23 protein-coding genes are annotated in these 24,905 nt (G+C 75.2%); 17 read left to right on the plus strand and 6 right to left on the minus strand.

Going from position 1 to position 24,905, the window contains the following annotated elements:
• Positions 1 to 23: 23 nt before the first annotated feature.
• The gene (gene proB, locus LPU43_RS12270) at positions 24 to 1,181 is read right to left on the minus strand and encodes a glutamate 5-kinase (protein WP_373321699.1); all 1,158 of its coding nucleotides are present in this window, start codon (positions 1,179 to 1,181) and stop codon (positions 24 to 26) included.
• Positions 1,182 to 1,217: 36 nt separating this feature from the next.
• Between proB and LPU43_RS12275 the strand changes: the two genes are divergently transcribed.
• The 6 genes from LPU43_RS12275 to LPU43_RS12300 all read left to right on the plus strand — a co-directional run bounded on the left by LPU43_RS12275 (position 1,218) and on the right by LPU43_RS12300 (position 7,614).
• Positions 1,218 to 1,532 (plus strand): MGMT family protein, encoded by a 315-nt coding sequence (locus LPU43_RS12275; protein WP_229400451.1) that lies wholly within the window; start codon positions 1,218 to 1,220, stop codon positions 1,530 to 1,532.
• Between the two features lie 32 nt (positions 1,533 to 1,564).
• Positions 1,565 to 2,965: an MFS transporter gene (locus LPU43_RS12280; protein ID WP_229400452.1), complete on the plus strand. Its 1,401-nt coding sequence runs from the start codon at positions 1,565 to 1,567 to the stop codon at positions 2,963 to 2,965.
• Positions 2,962 to 4,440, plus strand: coding sequence for a pyridoxal phosphate-dependent decarboxylase family protein (locus LPU43_RS12285; protein WP_229400453.1), 1,479 nt, complete (start codon positions 2,962 to 2,964; stop codon positions 4,438 to 4,440). The genes LPU43_RS12280 and LPU43_RS12285 overlap by 4 nt, the downstream gene beginning before the upstream one ends.
• 115 nt (positions 4,441 to 4,555) lie before the next feature.
• The gene (locus LPU43_RS12290) at positions 4,556 to 5,152 is read left to right on the plus strand and encodes an NADH-quinone oxidoreductase subunit B (protein ID WP_229400454.1); all 597 of its coding nucleotides are present in this window, start codon (positions 4,556 to 4,558) and stop codon (positions 5,150 to 5,152) included.
• 871 nt (positions 5,153 to 6,023) lie between these two features.
• On the plus strand, positions 6,024 to 6,287 hold the full coding sequence (locus tag LPU43_RS12295) for a flavin reductase (RefSeq protein ID WP_229400455.1): 264 nt from the start codon (positions 6,024 to 6,026) through the stop codon (positions 6,285 to 6,287).
• A 10-nt stretch (positions 6,288 to 6,297) separates the two neighbouring features.
• Complete coding sequence (locus LPU43_RS12300; RefSeq protein ID WP_229400456.1) at positions 6,298 to 7,614, plus strand: DUF2252 domain-containing protein; 1,317 nt, start codon at positions 6,298 to 6,300, stop codon at positions 7,612 to 7,614.
• A gap of 15 nt (positions 7,615 to 7,629) precedes the next feature.
• Here the strand turns inward: LPU43_RS12300 and LPU43_RS12305 are convergent, their stop codons facing one another.
• Positions 7,630 to 8,676, minus strand: coding sequence for a glucose 1-dehydrogenase (locus tag LPU43_RS12305; RefSeq protein WP_229400457.1), 1,047 nt, complete (start codon positions 8,674 to 8,676; stop codon positions 7,630 to 7,632).
• A gap of 147 nt (positions 8,677 to 8,823) precedes the next feature.
• Here LPU43_RS12305 and LPU43_RS12310 point away from each other — a divergent pair, with 147 nt between their 5' ends.
• Both LPU43_RS12310 and LPU43_RS12315 read left to right on the plus strand, forming a co-directional pair.
• Complete coding sequence (locus tag LPU43_RS12310) at positions 8,824 to 9,639, plus strand: NADH-quinone oxidoreductase subunit C (RefSeq protein ID WP_229400458.1); 816 nt, start codon at positions 8,824 to 8,826, stop codon at positions 9,637 to 9,639.
• Positions 9,639 to 10,601 (plus strand): complex I subunit 1/NuoH family protein, encoded by a 963-nt coding sequence (locus LPU43_RS12315; protein WP_229400459.1) that lies wholly within the window; start codon positions 9,639 to 9,641, stop codon positions 10,599 to 10,601. The genes LPU43_RS12310 and LPU43_RS12315 overlap by 1 nt, the downstream gene beginning before the upstream one ends.
• Positions 10,602 to 10,675: 74 nt before the next feature.
• On the opposite strand, the gene LPU43_RS12320 is transcribed toward LPU43_RS12315, so the two are convergent.
• Together LPU43_RS12320 and LPU43_RS12325 are read right to left on the minus strand one after the other, a co-directional pair.
• The gene (locus LPU43_RS12320; RefSeq protein ID WP_229400460.1) at positions 10,676 to 11,923 is read right to left on the minus strand and encodes a S8 family peptidase; all 1,248 of its coding nucleotides are present in this window, start codon (positions 11,921 to 11,923) and stop codon (positions 10,676 to 10,678) included.
• Between the two features lie 134 nt (positions 11,924 to 12,057).
• Complete coding sequence (locus LPU43_RS12325) at positions 12,058 to 13,095, minus strand: glutathione S-transferase family protein (RefSeq protein WP_229400461.1); 1,038 nt, start codon at positions 13,093 to 13,095, stop codon at positions 12,058 to 12,060.
• A gap of 243 nt (positions 13,096 to 13,338) precedes the next feature.
• On the opposite strand from LPU43_RS12325, the gene LPU43_RS12330 reads away from it, so the two are divergent.
• Positions 13,339 to 13,761 carry an ester cyclase gene (locus tag LPU43_RS12330; RefSeq protein ID WP_229400462.1) on the plus strand — a complete coding sequence of 141 codons (423 nt, stop codon included), beginning with the start codon at positions 13,339 to 13,341 and terminating at the stop codon, positions 13,759 to 13,761.
• Here LPU43_RS12330 and LPU43_RS12335 read toward each other — a convergent pair.
• Positions 13,742 to 14,317, minus strand: coding sequence for a Uma2 family endonuclease (locus LPU43_RS12335; RefSeq protein WP_229400463.1), 576 nt, complete (start codon positions 14,315 to 14,317; stop codon positions 13,742 to 13,744). The two genes, LPU43_RS12330 and LPU43_RS12335, sit on opposite strands and share 20 nt — an antisense overlap.
• Before the next feature lie 140 nt (positions 14,318 to 14,457).
• Between LPU43_RS12335 and LPU43_RS12340 the strand changes: the two genes are divergently transcribed.
• The 8 genes from LPU43_RS12340 (at position 14,458) to LPU43_RS12375 (ending at position 23,858) form a co-directional block, all read left to right on the plus strand.
• Positions 14,458 to 15,066 (plus strand): NuoI/complex I 23 kDa subunit family protein, encoded by a 609-nt coding sequence (locus tag LPU43_RS12340; RefSeq protein ID WP_229400464.1) that lies wholly within the window; start codon positions 14,458 to 14,460, stop codon positions 15,064 to 15,066.
• Positions 15,063 to 15,602 (plus strand): NADH-quinone oxidoreductase subunit J family protein, encoded by a 540-nt coding sequence (locus LPU43_RS12345; RefSeq protein ID WP_229400465.1) that lies wholly within the window; start codon positions 15,063 to 15,065, stop codon positions 15,600 to 15,602. The genes LPU43_RS12340 and LPU43_RS12345 overlap by 4 nt, the downstream gene beginning before the upstream one ends.
• Entirely contained in the window at positions 15,599 to 15,958 is a 360-nt protein-coding gene (gene nuoK, locus LPU43_RS12350; protein ID WP_229400466.1) for an NADH-quinone oxidoreductase subunit NuoK, read from the plus strand. Before LPU43_RS12345 ends, nuoK begins: the two co-directional genes overlap by 4 nt.
• A 227-nt stretch (positions 15,959 to 16,185) precedes the next feature.
• On the plus strand, positions 16,186 to 17,937 hold the full coding sequence (locus tag LPU43_RS12355) for an NADH-quinone oxidoreductase subunit 5 family protein (protein ID WP_373321705.1): 1,752 nt from the start codon (positions 16,186 to 16,188) through the stop codon (positions 17,935 to 17,937).
• Positions 17,938 to 17,971: 34 nt separating this feature from the next.
• Complete coding sequence (locus LPU43_RS12360; RefSeq protein WP_229400468.1) at positions 17,972 to 19,480, plus strand: complex I subunit 4 family protein; 1,509 nt, start codon at positions 17,972 to 17,974, stop codon at positions 19,478 to 19,480.
• A gap of 117 nt (positions 19,481 to 19,597) precedes the next feature.
• Positions 19,598 to 21,217 carry an NADH-quinone oxidoreductase subunit N gene (locus LPU43_RS12365; RefSeq protein WP_229400469.1) on the plus strand — a complete coding sequence of 540 codons (1,620 nt, stop codon included), beginning with the start codon at positions 19,598 to 19,600 and terminating at the stop codon, positions 21,215 to 21,217.
• Positions 21,218 to 21,460: 243 nt separating this feature from the next.
• The gene (htpX, locus tag LPU43_RS12370; protein ID WP_229400470.1) at positions 21,461 to 22,339 is read left to right on the plus strand and encodes a zinc metalloprotease HtpX; all 879 of its coding nucleotides are present in this window, start codon (positions 21,461 to 21,463) and stop codon (positions 22,337 to 22,339) included.
• A 259-nt stretch (positions 22,340 to 22,598) separates the two neighbouring features.
• Entirely contained in the window at positions 22,599 to 23,858 is a 1,260-nt protein-coding gene (locus LPU43_RS12375) for an MFS transporter (RefSeq protein WP_229400471.1), read from the plus strand.
• Between the two features lie 320 nt (positions 23,859 to 24,178).
• Here LPU43_RS12375 and LPU43_RS12380 read toward each other — a convergent pair.
• On the minus strand, positions 24,179 to 24,905 hold a 727-nt coding region (locus LPU43_RS12380), incomplete at its 5' end, for a CLIPPER-2 domain-containing protein (protein WP_229400478.1).

Here is a 24,905-nt window from a genome sequence, read left to right on the forward strand (position 1 = left end):
ATGCGTTGACAAGGTGCCCCTGCTTACAGCAGCACCAGGTCGTCGCGGTGGACGACCTCACGTTCGTACGCCGGGCCGAGGGCGGCGGCGAGTTCGCCGGTGGAGTGGCCGAGCAGGCCGGGCAGCTCCACGGCGTCGTAGTTGACCAGGCCCCGGGCCACCGGCGTGCCCCCCGTGTCGACCAGGTCGACCGGGTCGCCCGCCGTGAACGCCCCGTCGACGGCGGTGATCCCGGCCGGCAGCAGCGACTTGCGCCGCCCCACCACGGCGGCCACCGCGCCCTCGTCGAGGTGCAGCCGGCCGCGCGGGGTGGTGGCGTGGGCCAGCCAGAACAACCGGGCGGCCGGCCGTCGCCGCCCGGCGTGGAACAGGGTGCCGACCTCCTCGCCGGCCAGCGCGGCGGCGGCCAGCGGCGCGGCGGTGAGCACCACGGGGATGCCGAAGCCGGTGGCGATCCGGGCCGCCTCGACCTTGGTTACCATGCCGCCGGTGCCGACCCCGGCCCGGCCGGCCCCGCCGATGGTCACGCCGGCCAGGTCCCGCTCGTCGCGGACCTCGGCGATCCGGGTCGACCCCGGGCGGGCCGGGTCGCCGGTCCAGAGCGCGTCGACGTCGGAGAGCAGCACCAGCAGCTCGGCGTGGACCAGCGCGGCCACCAGCGCGGCGAGCCGGTCGTTGTCGCCGAAGCGGATCTCCTCGGTGGCGACCGTGTCGTTCTCGTTGACGACCGGCACGGCCCGCAGGTCGAGCAGCTTGCGCAGCGTCCGGTACGCGTTGCGGTAGTGCGCCCGCCGGGTCACGTCGTCGACGGTGAGCAGCACCTGCCCCACGGTGAGCCGGTGCCGGGCGAAGCCGGCCGCGTACCGGCCGATGAGCAGGCCCTGGCCGACGCTGGCGGCGGCCTGCTGGGTGGCCAGGTCGCGCGGACGGCGGGTGAGCCCGAGCGGGGCGAGCCCGGCGGCGATCGCGCCGGAGGAGACCAGCACCACCTCGCGGCCGGCGGCGGCGAGCGCGGCGAGGGTGTCGACCAGCGCGTCGACCCGGGCGTCGTCCAGGCCGCCGGACGCCGTGGTCAGCGAGGACGAGCCGATCTTGACGACGATCCGGCGGGCCGAGGTGACTGCTTCGCGCACCCGCCCATTCTGCGCGGTCGGGTCCGCCGCCCCCGGCGGCCTTCCCATATCGTGGCAGCTCGTGACACTCAGGGAGTGGCGGGCGTGACGCCGCAGGAGTACGTCGAGGCGGTGCTGGGGCTCGTCGAGCGCATCCCGCCGGGGCGGGTGATGTCGTACGGGGCGGTCGCCGACGCGCTCGCCGAGCGCTCCGGGCGGGCGTCGGCCCGGCTGGTCGGGGCGATCATGGCGCGGCACGGCGGCGGGGTGCCGTGGCACCGGGTGGTCAACGCGGCGGGCCGGCTGCCGCCCGGTCACGAGGTCGAGGCGCGGGCCCGGCTGCGCGCCGAGGGCGCCCCGCTGCGCCCGTCGGGCGTGGACATGGCGGCGGCGAGCTGGTACCCCGAAGAGGGGATGTGACCCGACGCACAACGTGAGTAGCATTCGCCCCCATGAGTGGGTCGGGCAAGGGGCGGCTACCGCGCCGGGTGCACGCCGGCTACGCCCTCGGTTCGCTGGTCACCGGGGCCTTCGGCACGGTGCCGGGGCTGCTGCTCCTGCCGTACCTGACCGACACCCTGGGCGTCGCCGCCGGGGTGGCCGCCCTGCTCGTGCTCGTGCCGAAGGCGTGGGACGTGCTGGTCAACCCGGTCGCCGGTCGGATCTCCGACCGGACCAGGTCGCGCTGGGGCGCCCGCCGGCCGTACCTGCTGCTCGGCGGGCTCGCCCTCGCCGCCCTCTTCGCCGCGATCTTCGCCGCGCCGTTCGGCTCCGGCCCGGCCGCCGGCGGGTACGTCGCCGTCGCGTTCCTGGCCACCGCGACCGCGTTCGCCTTCTTCCAGGTCCCGTACGTGGCGATGCCGGCCGAGCTGACCGACGACTACGCCGAACGTACCCGGCTGATGAGCTGGCGGGTCGCGGTGCTGGCGGTGGCCATCCTGGTCTCCGGCGCGGTGGCCCCGGCCGTGGTGACCGCGGGCGGCGACGGCGTCGCCGGGCACCGCTGGATGGGCCTGTTCGTGGCGGCGCTGATCGTGGTCGGCACGGTCGGGGCGTTCCTCGGCACGCGGGGCGCGCCCACCGGGACGGTCGGGGAGAGCGAGCCGACGCTGCGCGCCCAGCTCGCCGTGGCCGCCCGGAACCGCCCGTTCCGGGCGCTGCTGGCCTGCTTCGTGATCCAGTCCGCCGGGGTGGCGACCATCCTGGCCGGGGTCAGCTACTTCGCCGCCCAGGTGCTGCGCGACCCGGAGACCGGCCCGACCGTGCTCTTCGCCTGCTTCGTCGGGCCGGCGCTGCTGGTGATGCCGCTGTGGACCCGCGTCGGCGCGCGGGTCGGCAAGCGGGCCGCGCTGGTCGCCGCCTCGGCGCTGCTCGCGGCCGGCGCGCTCGCGCTGGTCGCCGCGCCGGCGTTGCCGTCCGTCGCGGTCTACCTCGTGGTCGCGGTGATCGGCGTCGGGTACGCCGGCCAGCAGGTCTTCGCGCTGGCCATGCTGCCCGACTGCATCGCGTACGACACGGCGCGCACCGGCCGCCGGCAGGCCGGCGTGTTCACCGGGCTGTGGACGGCGGGGGAGACCTTCGGCCTCGCCCTCGGGCCGGGCATCTACGGCCTGGTCCTGGCGCTCAGCGGGTACGTCTCGTCCGACACGGGCGCGGCGGCGGCCCAGTCCGACACCGCCCGGCTGGGCGTGCTGCTCGGCTTCACCGTCGTCCCGGCCCTCCTGGTGGCCCCGCCCCTGCTCCTGCTGCGCCGCTACGACCTGACCCCCGCCCGCCTGGCCGCCGCGCGTCCCGCCGAGGGCGACGCGGCGAAGGCCGCCGGCCATCACGAGAGGGACGTGCTCACGTCATGAACGACGACCAGGACACCGGCCGGGCGCTGCCGGAGCGCGGGGTGCCGGCCGAGCGGGTGCTCGCCGAGATCCGGGCGCTGCGCCGGGCCGACGCGCCCACCCACGGGGGGCGGCTCTTCGCGTACGTCTACGACCCCGCCGTGGCCGGGCTGGACGAGCTGACCGCCGCCGCCCACGCCGAGTCCGCGCACGTCAACGGCCTCGACCCGACCGCCTTCCCGTCCCTGCTGGCCATGGAGAACGCCCTGGTCGGCGCGGCGGCCCGGCTGCTCGGCGGCGGCCCCGGCAGCACCGCCCCGGACGCCGTCGGCAGCGTCACCAGCGGTGGCACCGAGTCGCTGATCCTGGCCGTGAAGGCGGCCCGCGACGCCCGCCCCGAGGTCGCCGAGCCCCGCATCGCGGTGCCGGTCACCGCGCACGCGGCGTTCGCCAAGGCCGCCCACTACCTGCGGGTCGCCCTCGACCCGGTCCCGGTCGACCCGGTCACGCTGCGCCCGTCGGCCGCCGACGTGGCCGCCGCGATCCGCCCCGGCACGGTCCTGGTGGCCTGCTCCGCCCCCTCGTACGCGCACGGCGTGATCGACCCGGTCGCCGAGATCGCCGCCGTGGCCGCCGCCGCCGGGGTGCGCTGCCACGTCGACGCGTGCTTCGGCGGCTGGACCCTGCCCTGGCTGCGCCGCCTCGGCGCGCCGGTGCCGCCCTTCGACCTCGCCGTCGACGGGGTCACCTCGATCTCCGTCGACCTGCACAAGTACGCGTACGCGCCGAAGGGCGTCTCCGTGCTGCTGCACCGCGACCCGGCGCTGCGCGCCCCGCAGTACTTCGCGTACGCCGACTGGCCCGGGTACACGATGATCAACCCTGGGATCGCGTCCACCCGCTCCGGCGGCCCGATCGCCGCCGCGTACGCCACCCTGCGCCACCTCGGCGAGGACGGCTACCTGCGGCTGGCCGCCGCGACCCGGGACGCGGTCGCCGGGCTCGCCGACGCGGTGCGGGGCGTCGACGGGCTGCGGCTGCTCGCCGAGCCCGAGTCGACCGTGGTCTGCTTCACCTCCACCGACCCGAAGCTCGACCTGTTCGTGCTGGTCGACGAGCTGACCGCGCGTGGCTGGCACACCCAGCCCCAGCTCGCGTACGGCGAACTGCCGGCCAGCGTGCACCTCACGGTGACCGCCTCGGTGGCCCCCCGGGTGGCGGAGTTCGGCCCCGACCTGGCCGACGCGGCGGCGGCGGCCCGCGCCGCCGGGCCGGTGGCCCTGCCCGCCGAGCTGACCGCGCTCGCCGCGACCCTGACCCCGGAGGCGCTCACCCCCGAACTGGTCGCCGGCCTGGCGGCCGGCCTCGGCCTGGGCGGCCCCTCCGGGGGCGCACCCGACGCCACCGTGAACGCCCTGCTCGACGCCGCCCCGCCGGCCCTGCGGGAGCGGCTGCTGGTCGAGTTCGTCGGCCTGCTGCAACGCCCGACCCACTGAAAGCGGCTGGACCGGCCGGCTGAGCGACCGGGCCGGCCGGGTTGGCCGCCTGAGCGGCCCGGCGGGGCCGCCCGGCGGCTGTGGTTGACTGGGTGACAGAGGAGAGGGGGCGGTCGTGCAACTGCCGGCAGTGCTGGGGGAGCCGATCCGGTTCGTGCTGAACTGGGGCCGCCGCTACTCGCTCTGGGTGTTCAACTTCGGGCTGGCCTGCTGCGCGATCGAGTTCATCGCCACCAGCATGGGCCGGCACGACTTCATGCGGCTCGGCGTGATCCCGTTCGCCCACGGCCCGCGCCAGGCCGACCTCATGGTGGTCTCCGGCACGGTCACCGACAAGATGGCCCCGGCGATCAAGCGGCTCTACGACCAGATGCCCGAGCCGAAGTACGTGATCTCGTTCGGCGCCTGCTCCAACTGCGGCGGCCCGTACTGGGACTCGTACTCGGTGACCAAGGGCGTCGACCAGATCATCCCCGTGGACGTCTACGTGCCCGGCTGCCCGCCCCGCCCGGAGGCGCTGCTGCACGGCATCCTGCGCCTCCAGGAGAAGATCGCCGCCGAGCAGTCCGGCGTCGGCGGCGTCCCCCGCCCCGACCCCCTGGCCTCCCCGGCCGACGCACCCGCCCCGCCGGCCGCCGGCCGGCCGACGCGCTCGGTGGACTCGCTGACCGCCCCACCGGTCCGCCCGCCGACCACGCCCCCGACCGAGTGAGGCCCACCGCCTGACGGCACAACCCCACAGCCGGTCGCCCCCACCCGGCTACGCACCGGACGCCACCACCCATCCCCGCCTCGTCGATCATGGAGTTGACTCCACCCGCTCCGGCGTGTCGTTGCCGCCAACTCCATGATCGACGAGGCGGGAGGGTGCTGGGGGTGGGTGGCGGGTCGGGGCGAGACGGGCCAGGTGGGCTGCGACCTCCGACAGGGGCGTGATCCGACAGCGCCATGACGCGCCCGGCCGGACGCCCCGACGGCCCCGGTGGGCACCGCCGGCTGGTAACGACCGAGATCTTGGTACGAACCTGCCCCCTCTGGGGGCCATTTCATACCAGGATCTCTAGCCCGGCCTCTTCCCACCGCGTTGATCAAGGAGTTTCCGTCATGGACGGGCAGGTTGGCTGACGTAAACCTCTTGATCACGGCGCTCGGTCGGCGGGCTCCTCGTCGGCCAGGTGGGGGTGGCGGCGGGTCGCGTAGGCGCGGACGTCGGTGATGTCCCAGGCGCGGCCCCACGGTCAGTGTGGCGATGGGGGTGGGAAGTCGGGGCGGTCGGCGAGGATCGCGGCTCGCTGGCGCGAGACGCCCAGGTAGGCGGCGACCTCCGACAGCGCCATGACTCGCACGGCCGGATGCTCCGGCGGCACGGGTAGGCGACCTGTCATGCGCGGGCGTCGGCCACCTGTCCACCGTCGATCCCCGAGCGTCATCGCATGGTCAGCCGCCGTCCCCCTGCCCGGGCGGGGCGGTCGCCAAGCGGGAGCTGTTCGTGCTGCGCGCGGGGCTGCGTCGGCTGACCCCGGGACGAGCGTCCCGGAGGCTCGCCGCCAGGCCCGGGGCGCTCGCGGCACGCGGGTGCCGGCATGAGACGCCCTGAGCACCTGCCGAGCCGCCCCGCCCGGCGCTGCCGGGCGTGCGGGATCGCCTGGCCCCGCTCGCCGGCGGAGCTGCGTCTCCTCGCCGTCCACCGGAAGGGTCGCGCCGGCGTGGTGAGCCACCTCGACACGCTCGCGGCGGAGGCGGCCCGGGAGTTGGCCGAGGTCGTGCCGCCCGCGCGGCTGGCCGAGCGTTTCATCGATCGGGCACGTGCCCGGCGGGTAGCCCGCCCGGTGGCCTGCGGGCGCTAGCCTGCCGGCCATGACCCAGTCCGCGGACCAACGTTCCGCCTTCATCGTCGACGTGCTCACCGAGGAGTTCGGCGCGTCGATGGCGCTCGACCCGGCGGCGTTCCGCCGCAAGTTCCGCAAGATGGCCGCCTCGCCGTTCGCCTTCTACCGGGGCAGCGCCTCGCTCTTCTACGCCGACCAGCGCGGCGACTTCGCCGACGACGCCTTCCTAAACGAGCGCACCAGCCGGGTGTGGATCCACGGCGACCTGCACGCCGAGAACTTCGGCACCTACATGAACGCCTCCGGGCAGCTCGTGTTCAACGTCAACGACTTCGACGAGGCGTACGTCGGGCCCTTCTCCTGGGATCTGCGGCGCTTCGCCGCGAGCGTGGCCCTGCTCGGGTACGCCAAGGCGCTCTCCGACACCGCGATCGGTGACCTGGTGGCGGGCTTCGCCCGGTCGTACCTGACCGAGCTGCGGGCCATCGCGGCCGGCGGGGACGACGCCATCGGCTCGATCACCCTGGAGAACGCCGACGGGGTGCTGCGCCGGGTGCTCCAGCAGGCCCGCCTCAACACCCGGGTCGACCTGCTCGTCGCGCAGACCACCGTGGACAACTACGAGCGCCAGTTCTCCGTCGGCGACGGGGTGTACGAGATCGACCCCGAGACCCGGGAGCGGGTCCGGGCGGCGTTCGAGGAGTACCTGGGCACCCTGCCCGAGTCGTTCGCCCGGCTGCGTCCGGTCGCCACGCGCATCAAGGACATCGTGCTGCGCAAGGGCGTGGGCATCGGCTCGGCCGGGCTGCCGTCGTACAACCTGCTGCTGGAGGGGCACACCCAGGCGCTGGAGAACGACGTCGTCATCTACATGAAGCAGGCCCAGGTGCCGGCGGTGGCCCGGCACATCGACGACGAGCGGGTACGCGGCTACTTCCGGCACCAGGGGCACCGGACCGCCGAGTCGCAGCGGGCGTTGCAGGCGCACGCCGACCCGTGGCTGGGCTTCACCGAGCTGGACGGGGCCGGGCAGCTCGTCGCCGAGGTCTCCCCGTACGCGGCCGACCTGGACTGGGCGGACGTCAACGAGCCGGAGGAGCTGGCCGGGGTGCTGGCCGACCTGGGCCGGGCGGTGGCCCGGATGCACTCGGTGGCCGACGACGAGTCCAGCCACGACCTGGTCGACTACTCCACGGAGGAGGCGATCGTCGCGGCGGTGGAGACCGACCCCGAGGGCTTCGTCGCGGGCCTGGTGGAGTTCGCCCACGCGTACGGGCTGCGGGCCCGCGAGGACCACCAGCTCTTCGTCGACCTGTTCCGCAACGGCCGCCTGCCCGGCATCTGACCGGCCGGCCGCCGGTCAGGCGGTGAAGTCCAGCACCACCTTGATGTCGTCCGAGCTGGGGGTGTACGCCTCGGCGTACGCCCCCACCGGCACCCGGCGGGTGATCAGCGAGGCCAGCCAGCCCTGGTCGGCGTGGGCGAGGGCGTCGGCGGCCAGCTCCCAGTGCCGGCGGTTGGCGTTCACCGAGCCGAACACGACGTTGTTCTCCAGCACCAGCTCCCGGTTGAGCGCCCCGGCGTCGAAGTCGATGGTCCGGCCGCCGCTGGACACCCCGGTCAGGCAGACGATCCCGGTGGGCCCGACCGCGCACATCGCGTCCAGCACGACCGTCGGCGCTCCCGTGCACTCCACCAGCACGTCCGGCTGAAGGTCGAGCTGCGTCACCGGCTCCGCGTGGTACGTCGCGCCGAGCGCCCGGACCAGCTCCGGCTTCGGGCCGGCGGTGGCCAGGTCGAGCACGTGCACGGCGAGCCCGCGCTGGGTGGCCAGCAGCGCCGCGAGCAGCCCGATCGGCCCCGCCCCGGTGACCAGCACCGTCCGGGGCTGCCACTCGGCGCGGGCACCGATGCGCTCGATGTGGTCCCACGCCTTCGCCACCACGCTGGTGGGCTCCAGCAGCATCCCAACCGGGGCGAGGGCCGGGTCCAGCCGGACGGCGAAGCCCGGCTCCACCCGCCACTGGTCCCGGGCGAAGCCGGGCAGCGCCTTGATGCCGTGCTCGGTGTAGCGGCCGTTGCGGCACATGTCCCACTCGCCGACCGCGCAGTTGGGGCAGGGCACCGGGTCCGGGTGCCGGACGATGCCGGCGACCAGGTCGCCGGGGCGCAGCGTGCCGGTCGGGTCCTCCACCACCCGGCCCAGCGACTCGTGCCCGAGGACCAGGGCCGTCGCGCCGGGCGGCGCCTCGCCGTACCCGCCGGAGACGATCTCGTGGTCGGTGGCGCAGATGCCGACCGCGAGCGCCTCGACCAGGATCGCGCCCTCCTCGGCGGGCGGCTCGGGATGGTCGTCGACCAGCCGCAGCGAGTTCGGGACTCCGGGGGTGACGGTCACGGCGCGCACGCCCCTCATCGTGCCCGAGCGAGGGGCCGCCACCCGGCGGAACGCGGCATTTGCCCCGCCCGGTGGGGACGCCGGGCCGCGCGGGGACGCCGGATTCGGGCCGGCGGGCCGCCGCGTCGGGCGGGCACCGGCCCTAGGATCAGCGGCATGACTCCGGAAGAGGTCGGCCAGCGGTTGGTGGCGCTGCTCGCGCCCGTCGAGGTCACCGCATCGGTCTCCGGCGGCCAGGCGCACGCGCGGGCCACCGTCGACGTACCCCCGGCGAGCTGGCGGGACGCGCTCGCCGCGGCCCGCGACGACGCCGAGCTGGGCTGCGACTTCTTCGACTGGCTCTCCGCCGTCGACCAGCTCGCCGACGGCTGCGAGGTGGTGGCCCACCTGTGGTCCACCGGCCACCGGCACGGCCTGCTGCTGCGCACCCGGGTCGGCTGGGACGCGCCGAGCGTGCCGTCGGTCGTCGACATCTACCCCGGCGCGGCCTGGCACGAGCGGGAGACGTTCGAGATGTTCGGCGTCGACTTCCCCGGGCACGGCGAGCTGAGACCGCTGCTGCTGCCGCCGGAGTTCGAGGGGCACCCGCTGCGCAAGGAGTTCGTGCTCGCCTCCCGGGTGGCCAAGCCGTGGCCGGGAGCGAAGGAGCCGGGCGAGTCGGAGGCGGGCGGCGGTCGGCGGGCGGTGCGCCCGCCGGGCGTACCGGCTCCGGGGGAGTGGGGGACGACGCCGACGCCCGCCGGCGCGGCCGGCGTCGGCGAGGGCCCGCGCGGCGGCGTCCCCGCCCGGCCGGCCCGGGAGCGCCCGGCCCGGCCCGCCCCCGGCGAGGCCCGGGCCACTCCGGGCGAACGTCCGGCCCTCGGCGAGGCCCGGCCCGCTGCGGGCGAACGTCCGGTACGCGGCGAACGCCCCGGCCGCCCCGCGCCGCCGGAGCGCCCGGCCGCCGCCGACGACGACGGGGGTACGGCCTGATGCCCGACTGGTTGGAGGCGGTGCTGCGGGTGGCCGGCGTGCTGGTCGCCTTCCTCGTCCTGCCGCTGGTGGTGGGGCAGACCGAGCACAAGGTGATGGCCCACATGCAGGCCCGCCTCGGGCCGATGTACGCGGGCGGCTTCCACGGCTGGGCCCAGCTCGTCGCCGACGGCGTCAAGTTCGTGCAGAAGGAGGACGTCACCCCGCGCGAGGCGGACCGGGCGGTGTTCCGGCTGGCCCCGGTGGTGGCCCTGCTGCCGTACCTGCTGGTCCTGCTGGTGATCCCGCTCGGCCCCGGCGACCTGGTCGGGCAGCGGCTCGACATCGGCCTGTTCTTCGTCCTGGCCGTGGTCGGGGTGGGCGTGCTGGCGGTGCTGATGTCGGCGTGGGCGTCGGCCAACAAGTACAGCCTGCTCGGCGGGCTGCGCGGGGCGGCCCAGCTCCTCGGCTACGAGCTGCCGCTGGTGCTGGCCGCCGCGTCGGTGGCGATGGCGGCCGGCACGCTCAGCCTGCCCGGCATCGTCGAGGCGTGGGAGCCCTGGTGGCTGCTCTGGCAGGCGCCCGCGATGATCGTCTTCTTCGTCGCCGGGCTGGCCGAGATCCGGCGGCCCCCGTTCGACATGCCGGTGGCCGACGCCGAGCTGGTCTTCGGCTACATGACGGAGTACACGGGGCTGCGCTTCGCGTTCTTCCTGCTCGCCGAGTACGTCGGCATCGTGGTGATCGCCGCGCTGACCACCGTGCTGTTCCTCGGCGGCTGGCAGGGCCCGTTCGCCGACGCGCACCTCGGCTGGCTCTGGACCCTGATCAAGGTCGCCGCCGTCTCGTTCGTGATCATCTGGCTCCGGGTGTCGTACCCCCGGCTGCGCGAGGACCAGCTCCAGCGCCTGTGCTGGCTGGTCCTCGTCCCGCTCTCCCTCGCCCAGCTCGTCCTGACCGCCGCCGTGCGCGTCGCGCTGTGAGGAAGGGCCCCCTGCTATCCCGAATGCGATAGCAGGGGGCCCCTCCCAACACCCCGCTCGGCGGGGCGGCGCCGTTACGGGGCGGCGTAGAGCAGGCGGTTCGGCGAGCCGGTGCCCGGGTTGATGACCACCCCGGTGGTGGCCGCGGCGATCAGGGCGCTCTTGGCCTGCGCCATCGTGGCGGTCGGGTTCGTCTGGCGGTAGCGCGCCAGCCACCCGGTGACGTGCGGGGCCGCCATCGAGGTGCCCGACCAACCGGAGGCGACCGCCGTGTTCGAGGCGATGCCGGCGGAGGTGATGTTCACCCCCGGGGCGAAGATGTCGACGCAGGTGCCCCAGCTGGAGAACGAGGCCCGGTTGTCCGTGCTGTCGGTCGCGGCGACCGTGATGCCCGTGGACGTGCGCGGTCCGTTCGTGCAGGCGTCGGTGTTGTAGTTGTTCGCGATGAAGACGGAGTACACGCCCGAGGTGATCAGGTTCTGCGCGGCGGTGTTCGGCGTGGTGCCGTAGCCCTGGAGGCTGAAGTTCGCCACCGAGACCGGGTCGTGGTTCGCGGCGACCCAGTCCATGCCCTCGATCAGGTCCGCCGTCCAGCCGCTGTTGTCGCACTGGAGCACCCGGACGGCCTTGATCGTCACCGCCTTGGCGACGCCGTACGTGGTGCCGCCGATGGTGCCGGCGACGTGCGTGCCGTGGCCGTGGCAGTCGTTGGTGCCGTTGCCGTCGCCGACGGCGTCGTAGACACCGCTGGCCCGCACGCCGAAGTCGACGTGGGTGGAGCGGATACCCGAGTCGAACACGTACGCGGTGACGCCCGTGCCGGTCGAGGTGTACCCGAAGCTGTTGTTCAGCGGAAGGTTGCGCTGGTCGATGCGGTCCAGCCCCCACGACGGCGGGTTCGCCTGCGTGGCCTGCGTCGACACGTCGCCGCCCCGGACCAGGCTGTCGCGCTCGACGTACGCCACGGCGGGATCGGCGCGGACCGCGGCGAGGGCGGCCGGGGAGAGCCGGGCGGCGTACCCTTCGAGGACCTGCGAGTAGCGGGCCAGCACGGTGCCGCCGGCCTGCTCGGCACGGTCGGCCGCCCGCGCGGCGCGGGCGCCGCGCGCCGCCCGGTCGGTGCCGGCCGGGGTGTCGGAGAGCACCACGATGTACCGGTCCTGCGCGGCCTCCGGGCCACCGGCCCGCAGCGGTGCGGGCGCGTCGCGGCCCGGTGCCGCCGCCACCGAAGCCGCCGGTGCTCCGATGGCGGCGACGAGCGCACCCGTGATCATGCCGGCGAGCGCGCCGACGCGTACCGTCCTGCCACCTGGCTTGCGCAAGGTCGGACCTCCTCCGTTGTGGACGACATGAGCCCGGCGCCGGCCGAGGGACCGGCGCCGAACACGCCCACAATTCGATCAGTTTGGATCGAGAGGTGCCATAACCAACGGAGGTAGTCGATTCGCGCCGGAGGTCAGCCCAGCGGGGTGTGCGCCGGGTCCACGCGCTCGGCCGGCGGGGGCGGCGGGGGCGGGGTGCCGTCGCCGAAGGGCCGCCCGCCGAGGGCCTCCCGGCCGTGCGGGGTCAGCCAGTTCGACAGGTCCGGGCCCAGCGGCACCACCCCGGTGGGGTTGATGTCCCGGTGCACCTCGTAGTAGTGCCGCTTGATGTGGTCGAAGTCGACCGTGTCGCCGAACCCGGGGGTGGTGAACAGGTCCCGGGCGTACGCCCACAGCACCGGCATCTCGGTCAGCTTCTGCCGGTTGCACTTGAAGTGGCCGTGGTAGACGGGGTCGAAGCGGACCAGCGTGGTGAACAGCCGCACGTCCGCCTCGGTGATCGTGTCGCCGACCAGGTACCGCTGCCCGGCCAGCCGCTCGCTCAACCAGTCCAGCCGGTCGAACAGCCGGTGGTACGCCTTCTCGTACGCCTCCTGGCTGCCGGCGAAGCCGCACCGGTACACGCCGTTGTTGACGTCGGCGAAGACCACCGCGTTGACCTCGTCGATCTCGTCGCGCAGCCGCTCCGGGTAGAGGTCCGGCGCGCCGGGCCGGTGGTGGGCCGTCCACTCGGTCGACAGGTCCAGGCTCATCCGGGCGTAGTCGTTGGTGACCACCTGCCCGGTCGGCACGTCCACGATCGCCGGCACGGTGATGCCCCGCTCGTACCCGGGGAACCGGGCGAAGTACGCCTCCTGGAGGCGCTCGATGCCGAGCACCGGGTCCCGCCCGTCCGGGTCCAGGTCGAACGTCCAGCTCCGGGCGTCGTGGGTGGGGCCGGCCACGGCCATCGAGAGGGCGTCCTCCAGGCCGAGCAGCCGGCGCACGATGATCAGCCGGTTGGCCCAGGGGCACGCGCGGCTGACCGCCAGCCGGTACCGGCCCGGCTCGACCGACCAGCCGTCCCGCCCGTCGGCGGTGATCCGGGTGGCGATGTACCGCTGGTCCCGGGTGAACTCCGCGCCCGGCTCGACGTACTTCCCGCCGGTCGTCGCTTCCGCCTCGCCGCCCACGTCGCCCCCTGATCGTTGCGCCTGTCGTTCCCGTCCGTCCCATCTTGGCCGATCGGCGGCCCCGAGGCCCGCCGGCCGGCGACCGACGCGGGGTGTCGGGGTCGGCGCGGGTGTCGGAGTGGGGTGTCGAGGCCTGCGCGGCTGTCGGCTACGGGTGTCGAGGCCCGCGAGAGCCGCCGGGCGGCGATCGACTCCGGGTGCCGCGCCCCCGGCGCCGCCGGGCGCGGTGGCTAGGCTTCCCGGGTGAACGACGTGGAGGTGGCGGCCCGACGCTTCATCGCCGACGTGTGGAACGGCCGGCGCGAGGAGTCCGCGTACGAGCTGGTGGCCCCCGGTTGCCCGGGGCTGGGCGGGACCGGGCCGGAGGCGGCGCTGGCCTGGCACCGCGAGCGCCGGGCGGCCTTCCCCGACCTGCGCTACAAGACCGTCGACGTGGTGGCCTCCGACGACCGGGTGGCCGTGCACTGGCGGGCCGCCGGCACCCAGGCCGGGCCGTTCGGGCCGGTGCCGGCCACCGGGCGGGTGGCCAGCTTCTCCGGGGCGTCGTTCCTGCGCTTCGACCAGCAGGGGCGGATCGTCGACGTGTGGCACTGCACCGAGCTGTTCCAGCTCCTCCAGCAGCTCGGCGTCGAGGTGCTGCCGCCCGTCACAGGTACCGGGGCGTGATCCGGGCGACCGGCAGGTTGACCGGGAACGGCTCGCCGGTGTCGACGAACTTCGTCCAGCGGCCCGTCTCGGTGTAGACCTCGTGCACCGGGTCGATCCTGTTGGTGTGGACGACGAGGCCGCCGTCCTCCACCTCGATCCGCCAGTAGAACGGGATGCCGGCCTGTGCGTAGAGGGCGGGCTTGAGCACCCGGTCGATCGAGCGGGTGCTCGGCGAGACGATCTCGACGGCGAGCACCACCTCGTGCGGCGCGTAGCAGGAGGTCGCCCGCACCGCCGCCGTCGACGTGGTGACCAGCACGTCGGGGATGAAGGAGCGGGTGCGGTTGATCCGCACCTCGACGCCCTGGGTCACGTCGTACTCGTCGGGGCAGTCCTCTTCGAGGGCGACGCCGAGTCGCATGGCGATGGTCTGGTGGACGCGGGTGGGGGAGGGGGAGACGAGCAGCACTCCGTCGATCAGTTCGCGGCGGCGACCGTCCTCGGGCAGCGCGTCGAGGTCGTCGGTCGTCCACCCGCCCTCGGGCGGGAGGCCGCTGTGCAACGCGGCGGTCATGGGACAGGTCCTTCCCGGTGCGTCGTTCTCCCCACGGGCACCGTATCCCCCCATGTGCCGGGTGGTGGTCGCGCGCGCCGGGGGAGACAGGGCAGGATGGGCGGCATGAGCGAGCGCAGCGAGCGAAGCGAGGCGGCGGCGTGAGCGAGCGGCACGTGCCCGGCGAGGGGCTGGTGAAGGGGCTGGCGGTCACCCTCAAGACGATGACCAGCCGCTCGACCACCCAGCAGTACCCGGACGTGGCCCCCGAGCTGCCGCCCCGCTCCCGGGGCGTGATCGCGCTGCTTGAGGAGAACTGCACGGTCTGCATGCTCTGCGCCCGCGAGTGCCCGGACTGGTGCATCTACATCGACTCCCACAAGGAGGAGGTGGTGGTGCCCGGGGCCGCCCGCCCCCGCCAGCGCAACGTGCTCGACAAGTTCGACATCGACTTCTCGCTCTGCATGTACTGCGGCATCTGCGTCGAGGTCTGCCCCTTCGACGCGCTCTACTGGTCGCCCGAGTTCGAATACTCGGAGTACGACATCAAGGACCTGCTGCACGACAAGGACCACCTCGGCGAGTGGATGGGCACCGTGCCCCCGCCGCCCGCCCACGACCGCCACGGCGAGCCGGCGAAGGAGGAGGCCACCGCCGCGCGCAAGGCCGCGTCCCCCGCCGGCCCCGCCGCCCGTCCGGCCCCCGCCCGGGCACGCCCCGAGCCCGGCCCCGGCCCTGCCTCCGGCCCCGACCCGGGTGCCGTCTCGTGACCGGCGCGGACGCGCTGCTGCTCGCCCTCGGCACGGTGGCCGTCGGCGCGGGGGCGCTCGTGGTGACCACCCGGCACCTGGTCCGCGCCGGCCTCTACCTGGTGCTCTGCCTGGGTGCCCTGGCCGGCGTCTACCTGGTGCTCACCGCCGAGCTGGTGGCCTGGGTGCAGGTGCTGATCTACGTGGGCGCGGTGGTGGTGCTGCTGCTGTTCGCGGTGATGCTGACCCGCGCGCCCATCGGCGCGTCCGACGACCTGGACCGGCCGGGCTGGCCGGCCGCCCTGATCGGCGGCGGCACGGGCCTCGGGCTGGCCGCCCTGCTGGTCGACGCGTTCCGCTGGACGCGGGTCGAGCTGCCCGAGCCGGGCACCGCCGAGCGCCTCGGCGAGCAGGTGTTCCGCTCCTGGGTGCTGCCGTTCGAGGTGCTCTCGGTGCTGCTGCTGGCCGCCCTGGTCGGGGCGATCGTGCTCTCCCGCCCCGACATCGGTCGCCCGCCGGGAGCCCGCCGCGAGCCCGGGACGGGGGGCCGCCGGTGAGGCCGGTCATCCCGTACGTCACCGCCGCCCTCCTGTTCGGCCTCGGCGTCTACGGCGTGCTGCGCCGCCGCAACGCGGTGCTGGTGCTGATGGCGGTCGAGCTGATGCTCAACGCCGTCAACCTGGTCCTGGTCACGGCCGACACCACGGTCCGGGCGCAGCTCCCGCACGCCGGCCAGGTCTTCGCCCTGTTCGTGATCGTCCTCGCCGCCGCGGAGATCGGCGTGGGGCTGGCGATCGTGCTCCAGCTCTACCGGCTGCGCGCCAGCGTCGCGGTGGACGAGGTGCCGCTGACCGAGCCGCCGACGGTCGAGCCGACCAAGGCCGGCGGGGCAGCGGCGGAGGCGACCCGGTGACCGGCCTGCTCGGCGCGCTGCTGCCGACCGCGCCGCTGGTGGCGGGGCTGGTGGGGCTGCTGCTGCCGCCCGGCGCGGGCGGCCGGGACGACCGGGCCCGGCGGGCGGCGGTCGGGCTCGGCGTGGCCGGGGCGGCCGGGGCGCTGCTGGTCGCGCTCGTGCTGCTGGCCCGGGTCGGCCCGCCCGCCGAGACCTCCACCACCTGGCTCGACCTGGGCGGGCTGCGGGTGACCCTGGGCGTCCGGCTCGACGGCGCCGCCGCCCTGGTCGCGGTCGCCGTCGCGGCGGTCGCCCTCGCCGTGCAGGTCTACTCCGTCGGCTACCTGCGGCCCGACCCGCACGCCGCCGCCGAAATCGACCACCGCTACCCGCCGTACGCCGCGCAGATCAGCCTCTTCACGGCCGCGATGCTGCTGGTGGTGGTCGCCGGCGACCTGGTCATGCTGCTGGTCGGCTGGGAGGTGATGGGCGTCTGCTCCTACCTGCTCATCGCCCACGACCGCCGGTTGCCCGGCGCGCCCGCCGCCGCGATGAAGGCGTTCCTGGTCACCCGGGTCGGTGACGTCGGGTTCCTGCTCGGCATCGCCCTGCTCGGCGTCTCGGCGGGCAGCTTCCGCATCGCCGACGTCCTCGCCCACGACCACTCCGCCGGCACGCTGACCGCCGCCTGCCTGCTGCTGCTCGCCGGGGTGGCCGGCAAGAGCGCCCAGTTCCCGCTGCACACCTGGCTGCCCGACGCGATGGCCGGCCCCACCCCGGTCTCCGCGCTGATCCACGCCGCCACGATGGTCGCCGCCGGGGTGTACGCGGTCACCCGCCTCTACCCGCTGTTCGAGCGGGCCCCGGTGGCGCTCGCCGTGCTCGGCGCGATGGGCGCGGTCACCCTGCTGCTCGGCGCGCTCGCCGCCACCGCCCAGGACGACCTCAAGCGGGTGCTCGCCTGGTCCACGGTCTCCCAGATCGGGTACATGACCGGGGCGCTGGCCGTCGGCGCGCCCGCCGCCGCGCTGTTCCACCTGCTCGCGCACGCCGCGTTCAAGGCGCTGCTGTTCCTCGCCGCCGGGGCGGTGATCCACGCCCTCGGCACCGCCTCGATGTCCCGGATGGGCGGGCTGCGCGCCGCCATGCCGGTGACGTTCTGGTGCACGGTGATCGGCCTCGGCGCGCTGGCCGGCCTCCCGCCGCTGTCCGGCTTCTGGAGCAAGGAGGGCGTGCTCGCCGCCGCCGAGGCCGCCGCCCTGCACGGTGACGGCCCGGCCCCCGCCTGGGTGGGCTGGCTGGTGTGGCTGGCCGGGCTGGTCGGCGTTGCGGTCACCGCCTGGTACGCCACCCGACTGCTGCTGCGGACGTTCCTCGGTGAGGCACGGACGCGCGAGGTCGGCCCGCAGGCCGCGCCCGCCCACCCGCACGCGGCGCCGGCTCACCCGCACGCCACAGCGGCCCACCCGCACGCCACAGCGGCTCACCCGCACGATCCGCCGCCCGTGATGCGCTGGCCGCTGCTGCTGCTCGCCGTGCCGGCGGCCCTGCTCGGCCTCGCCGCGTTCCTGCCGCCGTTCACCGGCCGGCTCGCCGCGCCCGAGGGGGAGCTGACCCACCTCGGCCCGGCCGCGCTGCTCCCGCTGGCCCTGCTGGCGGCGGGGGCGGGGCTGGCCTGGGCGGGCTGGCGGCGGGACCGCGCCGGCGACCCTGCGCGGGCGCTGGGCCCGCTGGGGCCGGTGTTCGCGGCCGGCTTCCGGCTCGACGCCGTCCAGCGCGCCCTCGTCGTACGCCCGGTGACCGCCCTGGCCCGCCTCGCCCGCGCGGGCGACGAGCGGGTGGTCGACGGCACGGTGGAGGGCACGGGCCGGGGCGCGGCCGGGCTCGGCGGTGCGCTGGCCGGGCTGCACCGGGCGGCGCTGCCCCGCGCGGCGGTGGCGGTGCTGGCCGGCGCGTTGCTGATCGGGCTGGCCGCCGTGCTGATCGGAGGGGCCGCGTGAGGCGGGTCGAAGCGGTGCGAGCCGAGGGGGAGCGGTGACGCTCGGACAGGTCCTGCTGGTCGCGGCGCTGGCGGTGCCGGCGGTCGGCGCGGCCGTGGTCGCCGCCGTGCCCCGGGACCGGGCGGCCCGCCTGGTCGGCACGGCGGCGGCCGGGCTGACCCTGCTGGCGACGGCGGCGCTGGCGACCGGCGACCGGGGCTGGACGGCGTACGGGCCGGCCCCCGCGCTGCGGCCCTGGCACCGGCTCGACGTGTCCTGGGTGCCGGGCCTCGACCTGCGCTTCCACCTGGGCGTGGACGGCATCTCCTACCCCCTCGTGGTGCTGACCGCCCTGCTCACGCTGCTCTGCTGCGCGTACACGGTGTGGAAGGTGCCCGACGGCGGCGGCAGCGGCCGGGCCCTGGTGGCGCTGCTGCTGGTGGTCGAGGTCGGCATCCTGGGCACCTTCCTCGCCCTCGACCTGGTGCTGTTCTTCCTGTTCTTCGAGGTCGTCCTGCTGCCCATGTACGCGGTCATCGCCGGCTGGGGCGGGCCCGACCGGCGGCGGGCGGCCCGCAAGTTCGCCCTCTACACCCTGCTCGGCTCGGTGCTGCTGCTGGTCGGCGTCTACGTCGTGGTCGCCGCCGCCGGCACCGCCGACCTCGTCGCGCTGACCGGCGGGGCGGGGCTGTCGCGGGGCACCCAGCTCGCCGCGTTCGCGCTGCTCGGGCTGGCGTTCGCGGTGAAGAGCCCGCTCTGGCCGCTGCACTCCTGGCTGCCCGACGCGCACACCCAGGCGCCCACCGTCGGCAGCGTCGTGCTCGCCGGGGTGCTGCTCAAGATGGGCACGTACGGGCTGATCCGGGTCGCGGTCGGGGTGGCCCCCGAGGGGGCCCGCTGGGCCGCCCCGGCGCTCGGGGTGCTCGCCGTCGCGGCGATCCTCGTCGGCTCCCTGGTCTGCCTCGCGCAGGGGGAGCTGAAGCGGCTGATCGCCTACTCCAGCGTCGGGCACATGGGTTTCGTGCTGCTCGGGGTGGCCACGCTCACCGCCACCGGCATCCAGGCGGCGCTGATCGGCAACATCGCCCACGGGGTGATCACCGGCCTGCTCTTCTTCCTGGCCGGGGCGATCAAGGACCGGGCGCACACCGGGGAACTGGCCGAGCTGTCCGGGCTGCGGGAGACCGCGCCCCGGCTCGCCGGGCTGCTCGGCTTCGCCGCCGTCGCCTCGCTCGGCCTGCCCGGCCTCGCCGGGTTCTGGGGCGAGGCGTTCGCCGTGGTCGCCGCCGTCGAACGGGGCGGCCCACTGTGGACGACGCTCGGGGTGCTGGCGGCGGTCGGCGGGGCGCTGACCGCCGCGTACCTGCTGCGGCTGCTGCGCCGGGTCACCCACGGCCCGCCCAGCCCGGTGGTCGGCCGGCTCGCCCCGGGGCTGGCCGCCGCCGAGCTGACGGCCTGGGCCCCGCTGGTGCTACTCGCCCTCGCCGTCGGCCTGGCCCCCACCCTGGTCCTCGGCGTCGCCGCCGACCCGGTGGCCGCCCTCCTGGAGGCCGTCCTCCCATGAGCGCGAGGAGTGCAGCGCAGCGGAGCCCCGCAGTCGCGAGTGAAGGCAGGCTCACCCCATGAGCGCGAGGAGTGCAGCGGAGCGGAGCCCCGCAGTCGCGAATGAAGGCAGGCACTCATGAGTCTCGTGCAGAGCGTCGACAACGTGGCGCTGCTCCCGGCGTACCTGGCCGCCGGCACCGCCGTCCTGGTGCTGCTGGCCGACCTGCTGGTGGCGCGGGCCGCCGCGACGGTGGCGGTGGCCGCCGCCGGGTCGGTCGCCACCGCGCTCGGCAGCGCCGTCGTCGGCGCGGGCGGCGAGCGCGCCACGTTCTGCGTGGGCCCCGACTGTTCGTACGTCTTCGGCGGCCGGGCGGCCCTCGTCGGCGCGCTGTTCGCGCTGCTCACCCTCGGCGTGCTGGCGTTGTCCGGCCCGTCGCTGCGGGCCGGGCGCTCCCCGGTGGGGGAATACTGCTTCCTCCTCGCCTGCGCGATGACCGGAGGCGTGGTGCTCGGCGCGGCCGGCGACCTGATCACCCTGATCGTGGCGCTGGAGACGCTGACCCTGCCGCTGTACGTGCTCGTCGGGCTGCGCCGGGGCAGCGTGGCCAGCGCGGAGGCGGCGGTGACGTTCTTCGTGGTGAGCGTGGTGGCCACCACCCTCACCCTGCTCGGCGCGGCGCTGCTCTACGCGGTGACCGGGGGCCTGCACCTCGACCGGGTCGGCGCGCTGTTCGCCGAGCGGCCGGAGCTGCTGGACGTGCCGCTGACCACGGCCGCCGTGGCGCTGGTGCTGCTCGGGCTGGCGTTCAAGGTGGCCGCCGTGCCGTTCCACGCCTGGGCCCCGGCCACCTACGACGGCGCGCCGCTGCCCGTGGCGGCGTACCTGTCGACCGCCTCGAAGCTCGGCGGGGTGGTGGCCCTGCTCGCGGTGGTCCAGCACGCCCTGCCGGCGCGGGTGACCGGCCCGGTGCTCGCCGGGCTCGCCGTGCTCACCATGACGGTGGGCAACCTGGTGGCGCTGCGCCAGCACCGCACGGTCCGGCTGCTGGCCTGGTCGTCGGTGGCCCAGGCCGGCTACGTCCTCGCCCCGCTCGGCGCGCTGGCGCTGGCCGCCGGCCGCTCCGACGACGCCCGCGCCGCCGCGTACGCCGCCGCCGTCGCGTACGTCGTCTTCTTCGTGATCGTGGAGCTGGCCGCGTTCGCGGCGCTGGTGGCCCTGCGCCCGGCCGGCGCGGATGGCGGCACGGTCGACGACCTGCGTGGCGCGGCCCGCCGCCGGCCCTGGGTCGGCGCGGCGTTCGCGCTGGCCCTGATCGGGCTGGCCGGTCTCCCGCCGGGGCTGGCCGGCCTGTTCGCGAAGGTGACTGTGGTCCGGGCCCTGCTGGACGGGGGCGCGGGCTGGCTCGCCCTGGTGGTGGCGGTGAACGCGGTGATCGGCCTGGCCTACTACCTGCGCCTCGCCACCCGCCTGTACGCCGCGCCCGCCCCCGCGCTCCCCGCCGACGCAGCACCCACGCCGCCACTTTCGGCCGACGCCGCGCCCGCTCCCACGCTCCCGACCGGCGCCGCGCCTGCTCCCACACCCACGCCCGCGCTCCCGGCCGACGCCGCGCCCGCGCCCGCCCGCCCGACCGAGGCGGTCCCCGCCCCTGTCCACCCGGGCGTGGCGGTCGTCGCGACCCTCGCCGTGGCCACCCTGGTCGCGGTCGTCGTGGGCTTCGCCCCGCAGCTCGTGCTGGACCTCGCCGCCCGCTGACCGGCCCCGCTGACCGGCCTGCCCCGTCAGCGGTCCCGCCCCCTGCTGCCCCCGCCCGCTGACCGGCCCCCCGCTGACGGGGCGTGCGGGCCCGGCCGGGGCGGGAGCGGGCCTGACCTGGTGTTCAGCCGATGCCCAGCCTCGTCCAGGTAACTCACAGTCATTAGACGGATGGTTGACGGGTACCGGTGACGTTGTACCGGTCGGCGAGCCCCGCGTGGCCCGCGCACCGAAGGAGCGATCGTGCATCACAACCGTCTGAAGACCGCAGCGCTGCTCGGCCTGTTGACCTCGCTGATCCTCGCGGTCGGCTACTGGTTCGGCGGGAGCGGCGGTCTGGTCATCGCCGTCATCCTCTCGTTGGTGATGAACGGCGTGACCTACTTCTACTCCGACAAGCTCGCGCTGCGCTCGATGCGGGCGCAACCGGTCACCGAGGCGCAGTTCCCCGAGCTGTACCGGATGGTCCGCGAGCTGGCCACCGAGGCGCGGCAGCCCATGCCCCGCCTGTACGTCAGCCCCACCTCGCAGCCCAACGCGTTCGCCACGGGCCGCAACCCGGCCAACGCGGCGGTCTGCGTCACGCAGGGGATCACCGAGGTCCTCGACTACCGCGAGCTGCGCGGGGTGATCGGGCACGAGCTGTCGCACGTCTACAACCGCGACATCCTCATCTCCAGCGTGGCGGCCGGTCTGGCCGGCATCATCACGATGCTGGCGAACCTGGCCTGGTTCATCCCGCTGGGCTCCTCCGACGACGAGGAGGCCCCGAACCCGGCCGTGCTGCTGCTCACGATCATTCTCGGCCCGATCGCCGCCAGCATCATCCAGCTCGCGATCAGCCGGAGCCGGGAGTTCCAGGCCGACCAGTCCGGTGCCCAGCTCACCCGGGACCCGCTGGCCCTGGCCAGCGCCCTGCGCAAGATCCACATGGGCACCCAGATGCGGCCGTTGCCGGCCCAGGGGCAGCTCACCAGCACCGCCCACCTGATGATCGACAACCCCTTCACGCGGGGCGGCGGCATCGCGGCGCTCTTCTCCACCCACCCCCGGATGGAGGAGCGGGTCGCCCGGCTGGAGCGGATGGCCGCCAGCGCCGGCCCGGTGCGCTTCCAACGCTGACCCCGCCCGACCCGGTCGAGTCCCGCCCGCGCCCGTCCGACCGGGCGCGGGCGGTTCCTCGTGTCCGGGCCGGTTCCTCCGGTTCCTCGGGTTAACGGGGCGGCTCCTCGTGCAGGGGAGGGTGCCGAAGGCCCGCGCCGCACGGGTCGAGCGCGATCGCCGCCGCGCGGGGGAGACACCCGCCATAACCGATTCACCCCCGGCGGCCGGGGCGTTAGGGTCGGGTCGAATTCCACTCGTTACACCCCTGGAGGTTCCCGTGGCCGCACTGCGCCAGTACCTGGGCGTCTGGCGGATTCCCGGCGCGCCACTGCTGCTCGTTCTCGGCGTCGTCGGTCGGCTCGGGATCGGCATGACCTCGCTGGCGCTGCTGCTCGTCGTGGAGGAGGTCACCGGGCGGTACTCTCTCGCCGCCATCGCCGCCGGCATCTACGCCCTCGCCGGCGCTGCGCTCAGCCCGGTCGCCGGCCGCATCGCCGACCGGGTCGGCCCCACCCCGGTGCTGCTGGCCACCGCCGTCGCCCACCCGCTCGCGCTCCTCGGGCTGCTCTGGGTCAGCCGGTCCGACACGGCCGGCCTCGCCCTGATCTACGTCGCGGCCGGGCTGGCCGGGGCCACGTACCCGCCGCTGACCGCCGCGATCCGGGGCGCCTGGAACGACCTGACCGCCCCCGCCTCCGGCCGGTACCACCTGCGCAACACCGCCCTGGCCGCGGAGACCTCCCTCTTCGAGGTCGTCTTCGTGCTCGGCCCCCTGCTGGTGGCCGGGTTCGTCCTGGTCGCCGACGCGGCGGCGGCCCTGATCGGCGCGGCCGTGGTCACCCTGGTCGGCACCACCGCCGTGGCGCTCGGCCGGGTGATGCGCGCCTGGCGGCCCCACCCGCACGAGCACCAGGCCAAGGGGCTCGGCCCGCTGCGGGTGGGCGGCTTCCCCGCACTGCTGCTCTGCGTCGCCAGCCTCGGCATCGCGTTCGGCGCGGCCGGGGTGATCGTCCCCGCGTACGCCGGGAACCAGCCGACCGGCGACCCGGAGAGCCTGGCCGGCGTGCTGCTCGCCGTCTGGGGGGTCGGCAGCGCGATCGGTGGGTTCTGGTTCGGCGTGCGCAAGCCGGCGGCAAACATGACCCGCCAGTTCGCCTGGCTGCTCTCCGCCGTCGCGGCGAGCTTCGCCGTGTTCGCGATCATGCCGGGCCCGGTGGCGCTGGGCGTCGCCCTGGTCGTGGGCGGGGCCACCATCGCGCCCGCGCTGACCCTGGAGAACACCCTGGTCGGGCGGGTCGCTCCCGCCGGCATGCTCAACGAGGCGTACACCTGGGTGGTGACCATGTCGGTGGCCGCCAGCGCGGCCGGTGGCGCGGTGGCCGGGCTGATCATCGACCACGCGGGCGGCGTGACCGGGGCGTTCCTCTTCGCCGGCGCGGCGGTCGCCGTCGGGGCCTCGGTCGCCGCGCTCCCCGCCGGGCCGATCGCCCGGGCCGAGGCCACAGCGGTACGCGTCGAGCAGACCCTCGCCGCATGACCCGCCGCACATCCGCCTGAGCGGCCACGTCCGGCGGCCGGCCCCTCCCCGCGCGGGCTGGCGGCGCGCCCACCGGGTACCGCAGGGCGCATGTTCCTCTTCTTCTCCAACCGGGTGGGTTGTCTGGGCTCGCTGGCGATCAGCGCGCTCCTGACCGTGGTACTGATTCTGATCTTCTCGCGCTGAGCGCGGTTCTCCTTGGGCTGAGGGGCGGTACGCGTCGGGGTGCTTGCGCGTCGGGCGTCCCCCCGGCCGAACCCGCCCGACGCGTGGGCGCTCCGGGCACCGCATGCGGTGCCCGGAGCGCCTGGCTGTGCCGATCAGGCCGGGATACCGGCCTTGCGGCGGATGCGGCTGGCCCCCAGCAGGAGGGCGCCGGCGGCCAGCAGGCCGCCACTCAGTGTGAGGGCGCCCGTGGCGTCGCCACCGGTGACCGGCAGCTTCGGTCCGTCCTTGCCGTGGTCACCGTCCTTGCCGTGGTCGCCGTGGTCCTTGCCGTCCTTGCCGTGGTCGTGGTCCTTGCCGTCGTGGCGGTGGTCGCCCTTGCCGTCCCGGACGCAGACGGTGACGGTGTCGGGCTCGGAGACCACCGCCTTGCCGTCGAACGTGCCGGTCGCGCGGGCCGTGTTGACGATCTTCCCGGCCTTGACGTCGGCGGCGGTCACCACGTGCGGCTTGACGGCGTGGCAGTCCGTGCTCGTACGCGGCGCCAGGGTCGTCCTGGCGCAGACCACCTGGCCGGCGGTCGGGTCGTCGACGGCGACTCCGGTGATGGCGGCGTTGCCGGTGTTGGTCACCCGGTAGGTGTAGAAGATCTTGTCGCCCTTGGCGGCGGAGCCCTCGTGGCCGCACTTGTTGCGGCAGTCCGAGTCGACCCGGGCCTTCTTCTCGATCGACAGGCTGGCCTGCTTCGGCGGGACCACCGCGGTGGTGACGGTGAACGTCGCCTCGTTGGACGGCACCGTCTGCTCGCCGAACCGGCCGCTCGCCTGCGCGACGTTGACGATCTTGCCGTTGGTCACGTCGGACTTCTTGACGGTGTACGTG

It is taken from the genome of Micromonospora okii (assembly GCF_020884795.1).
Lineage (GTDB): Bacteria > Actinomycetota > Actinomycetes > Mycobacteriales > Micromonosporaceae > Micromonospora > Micromonospora okii.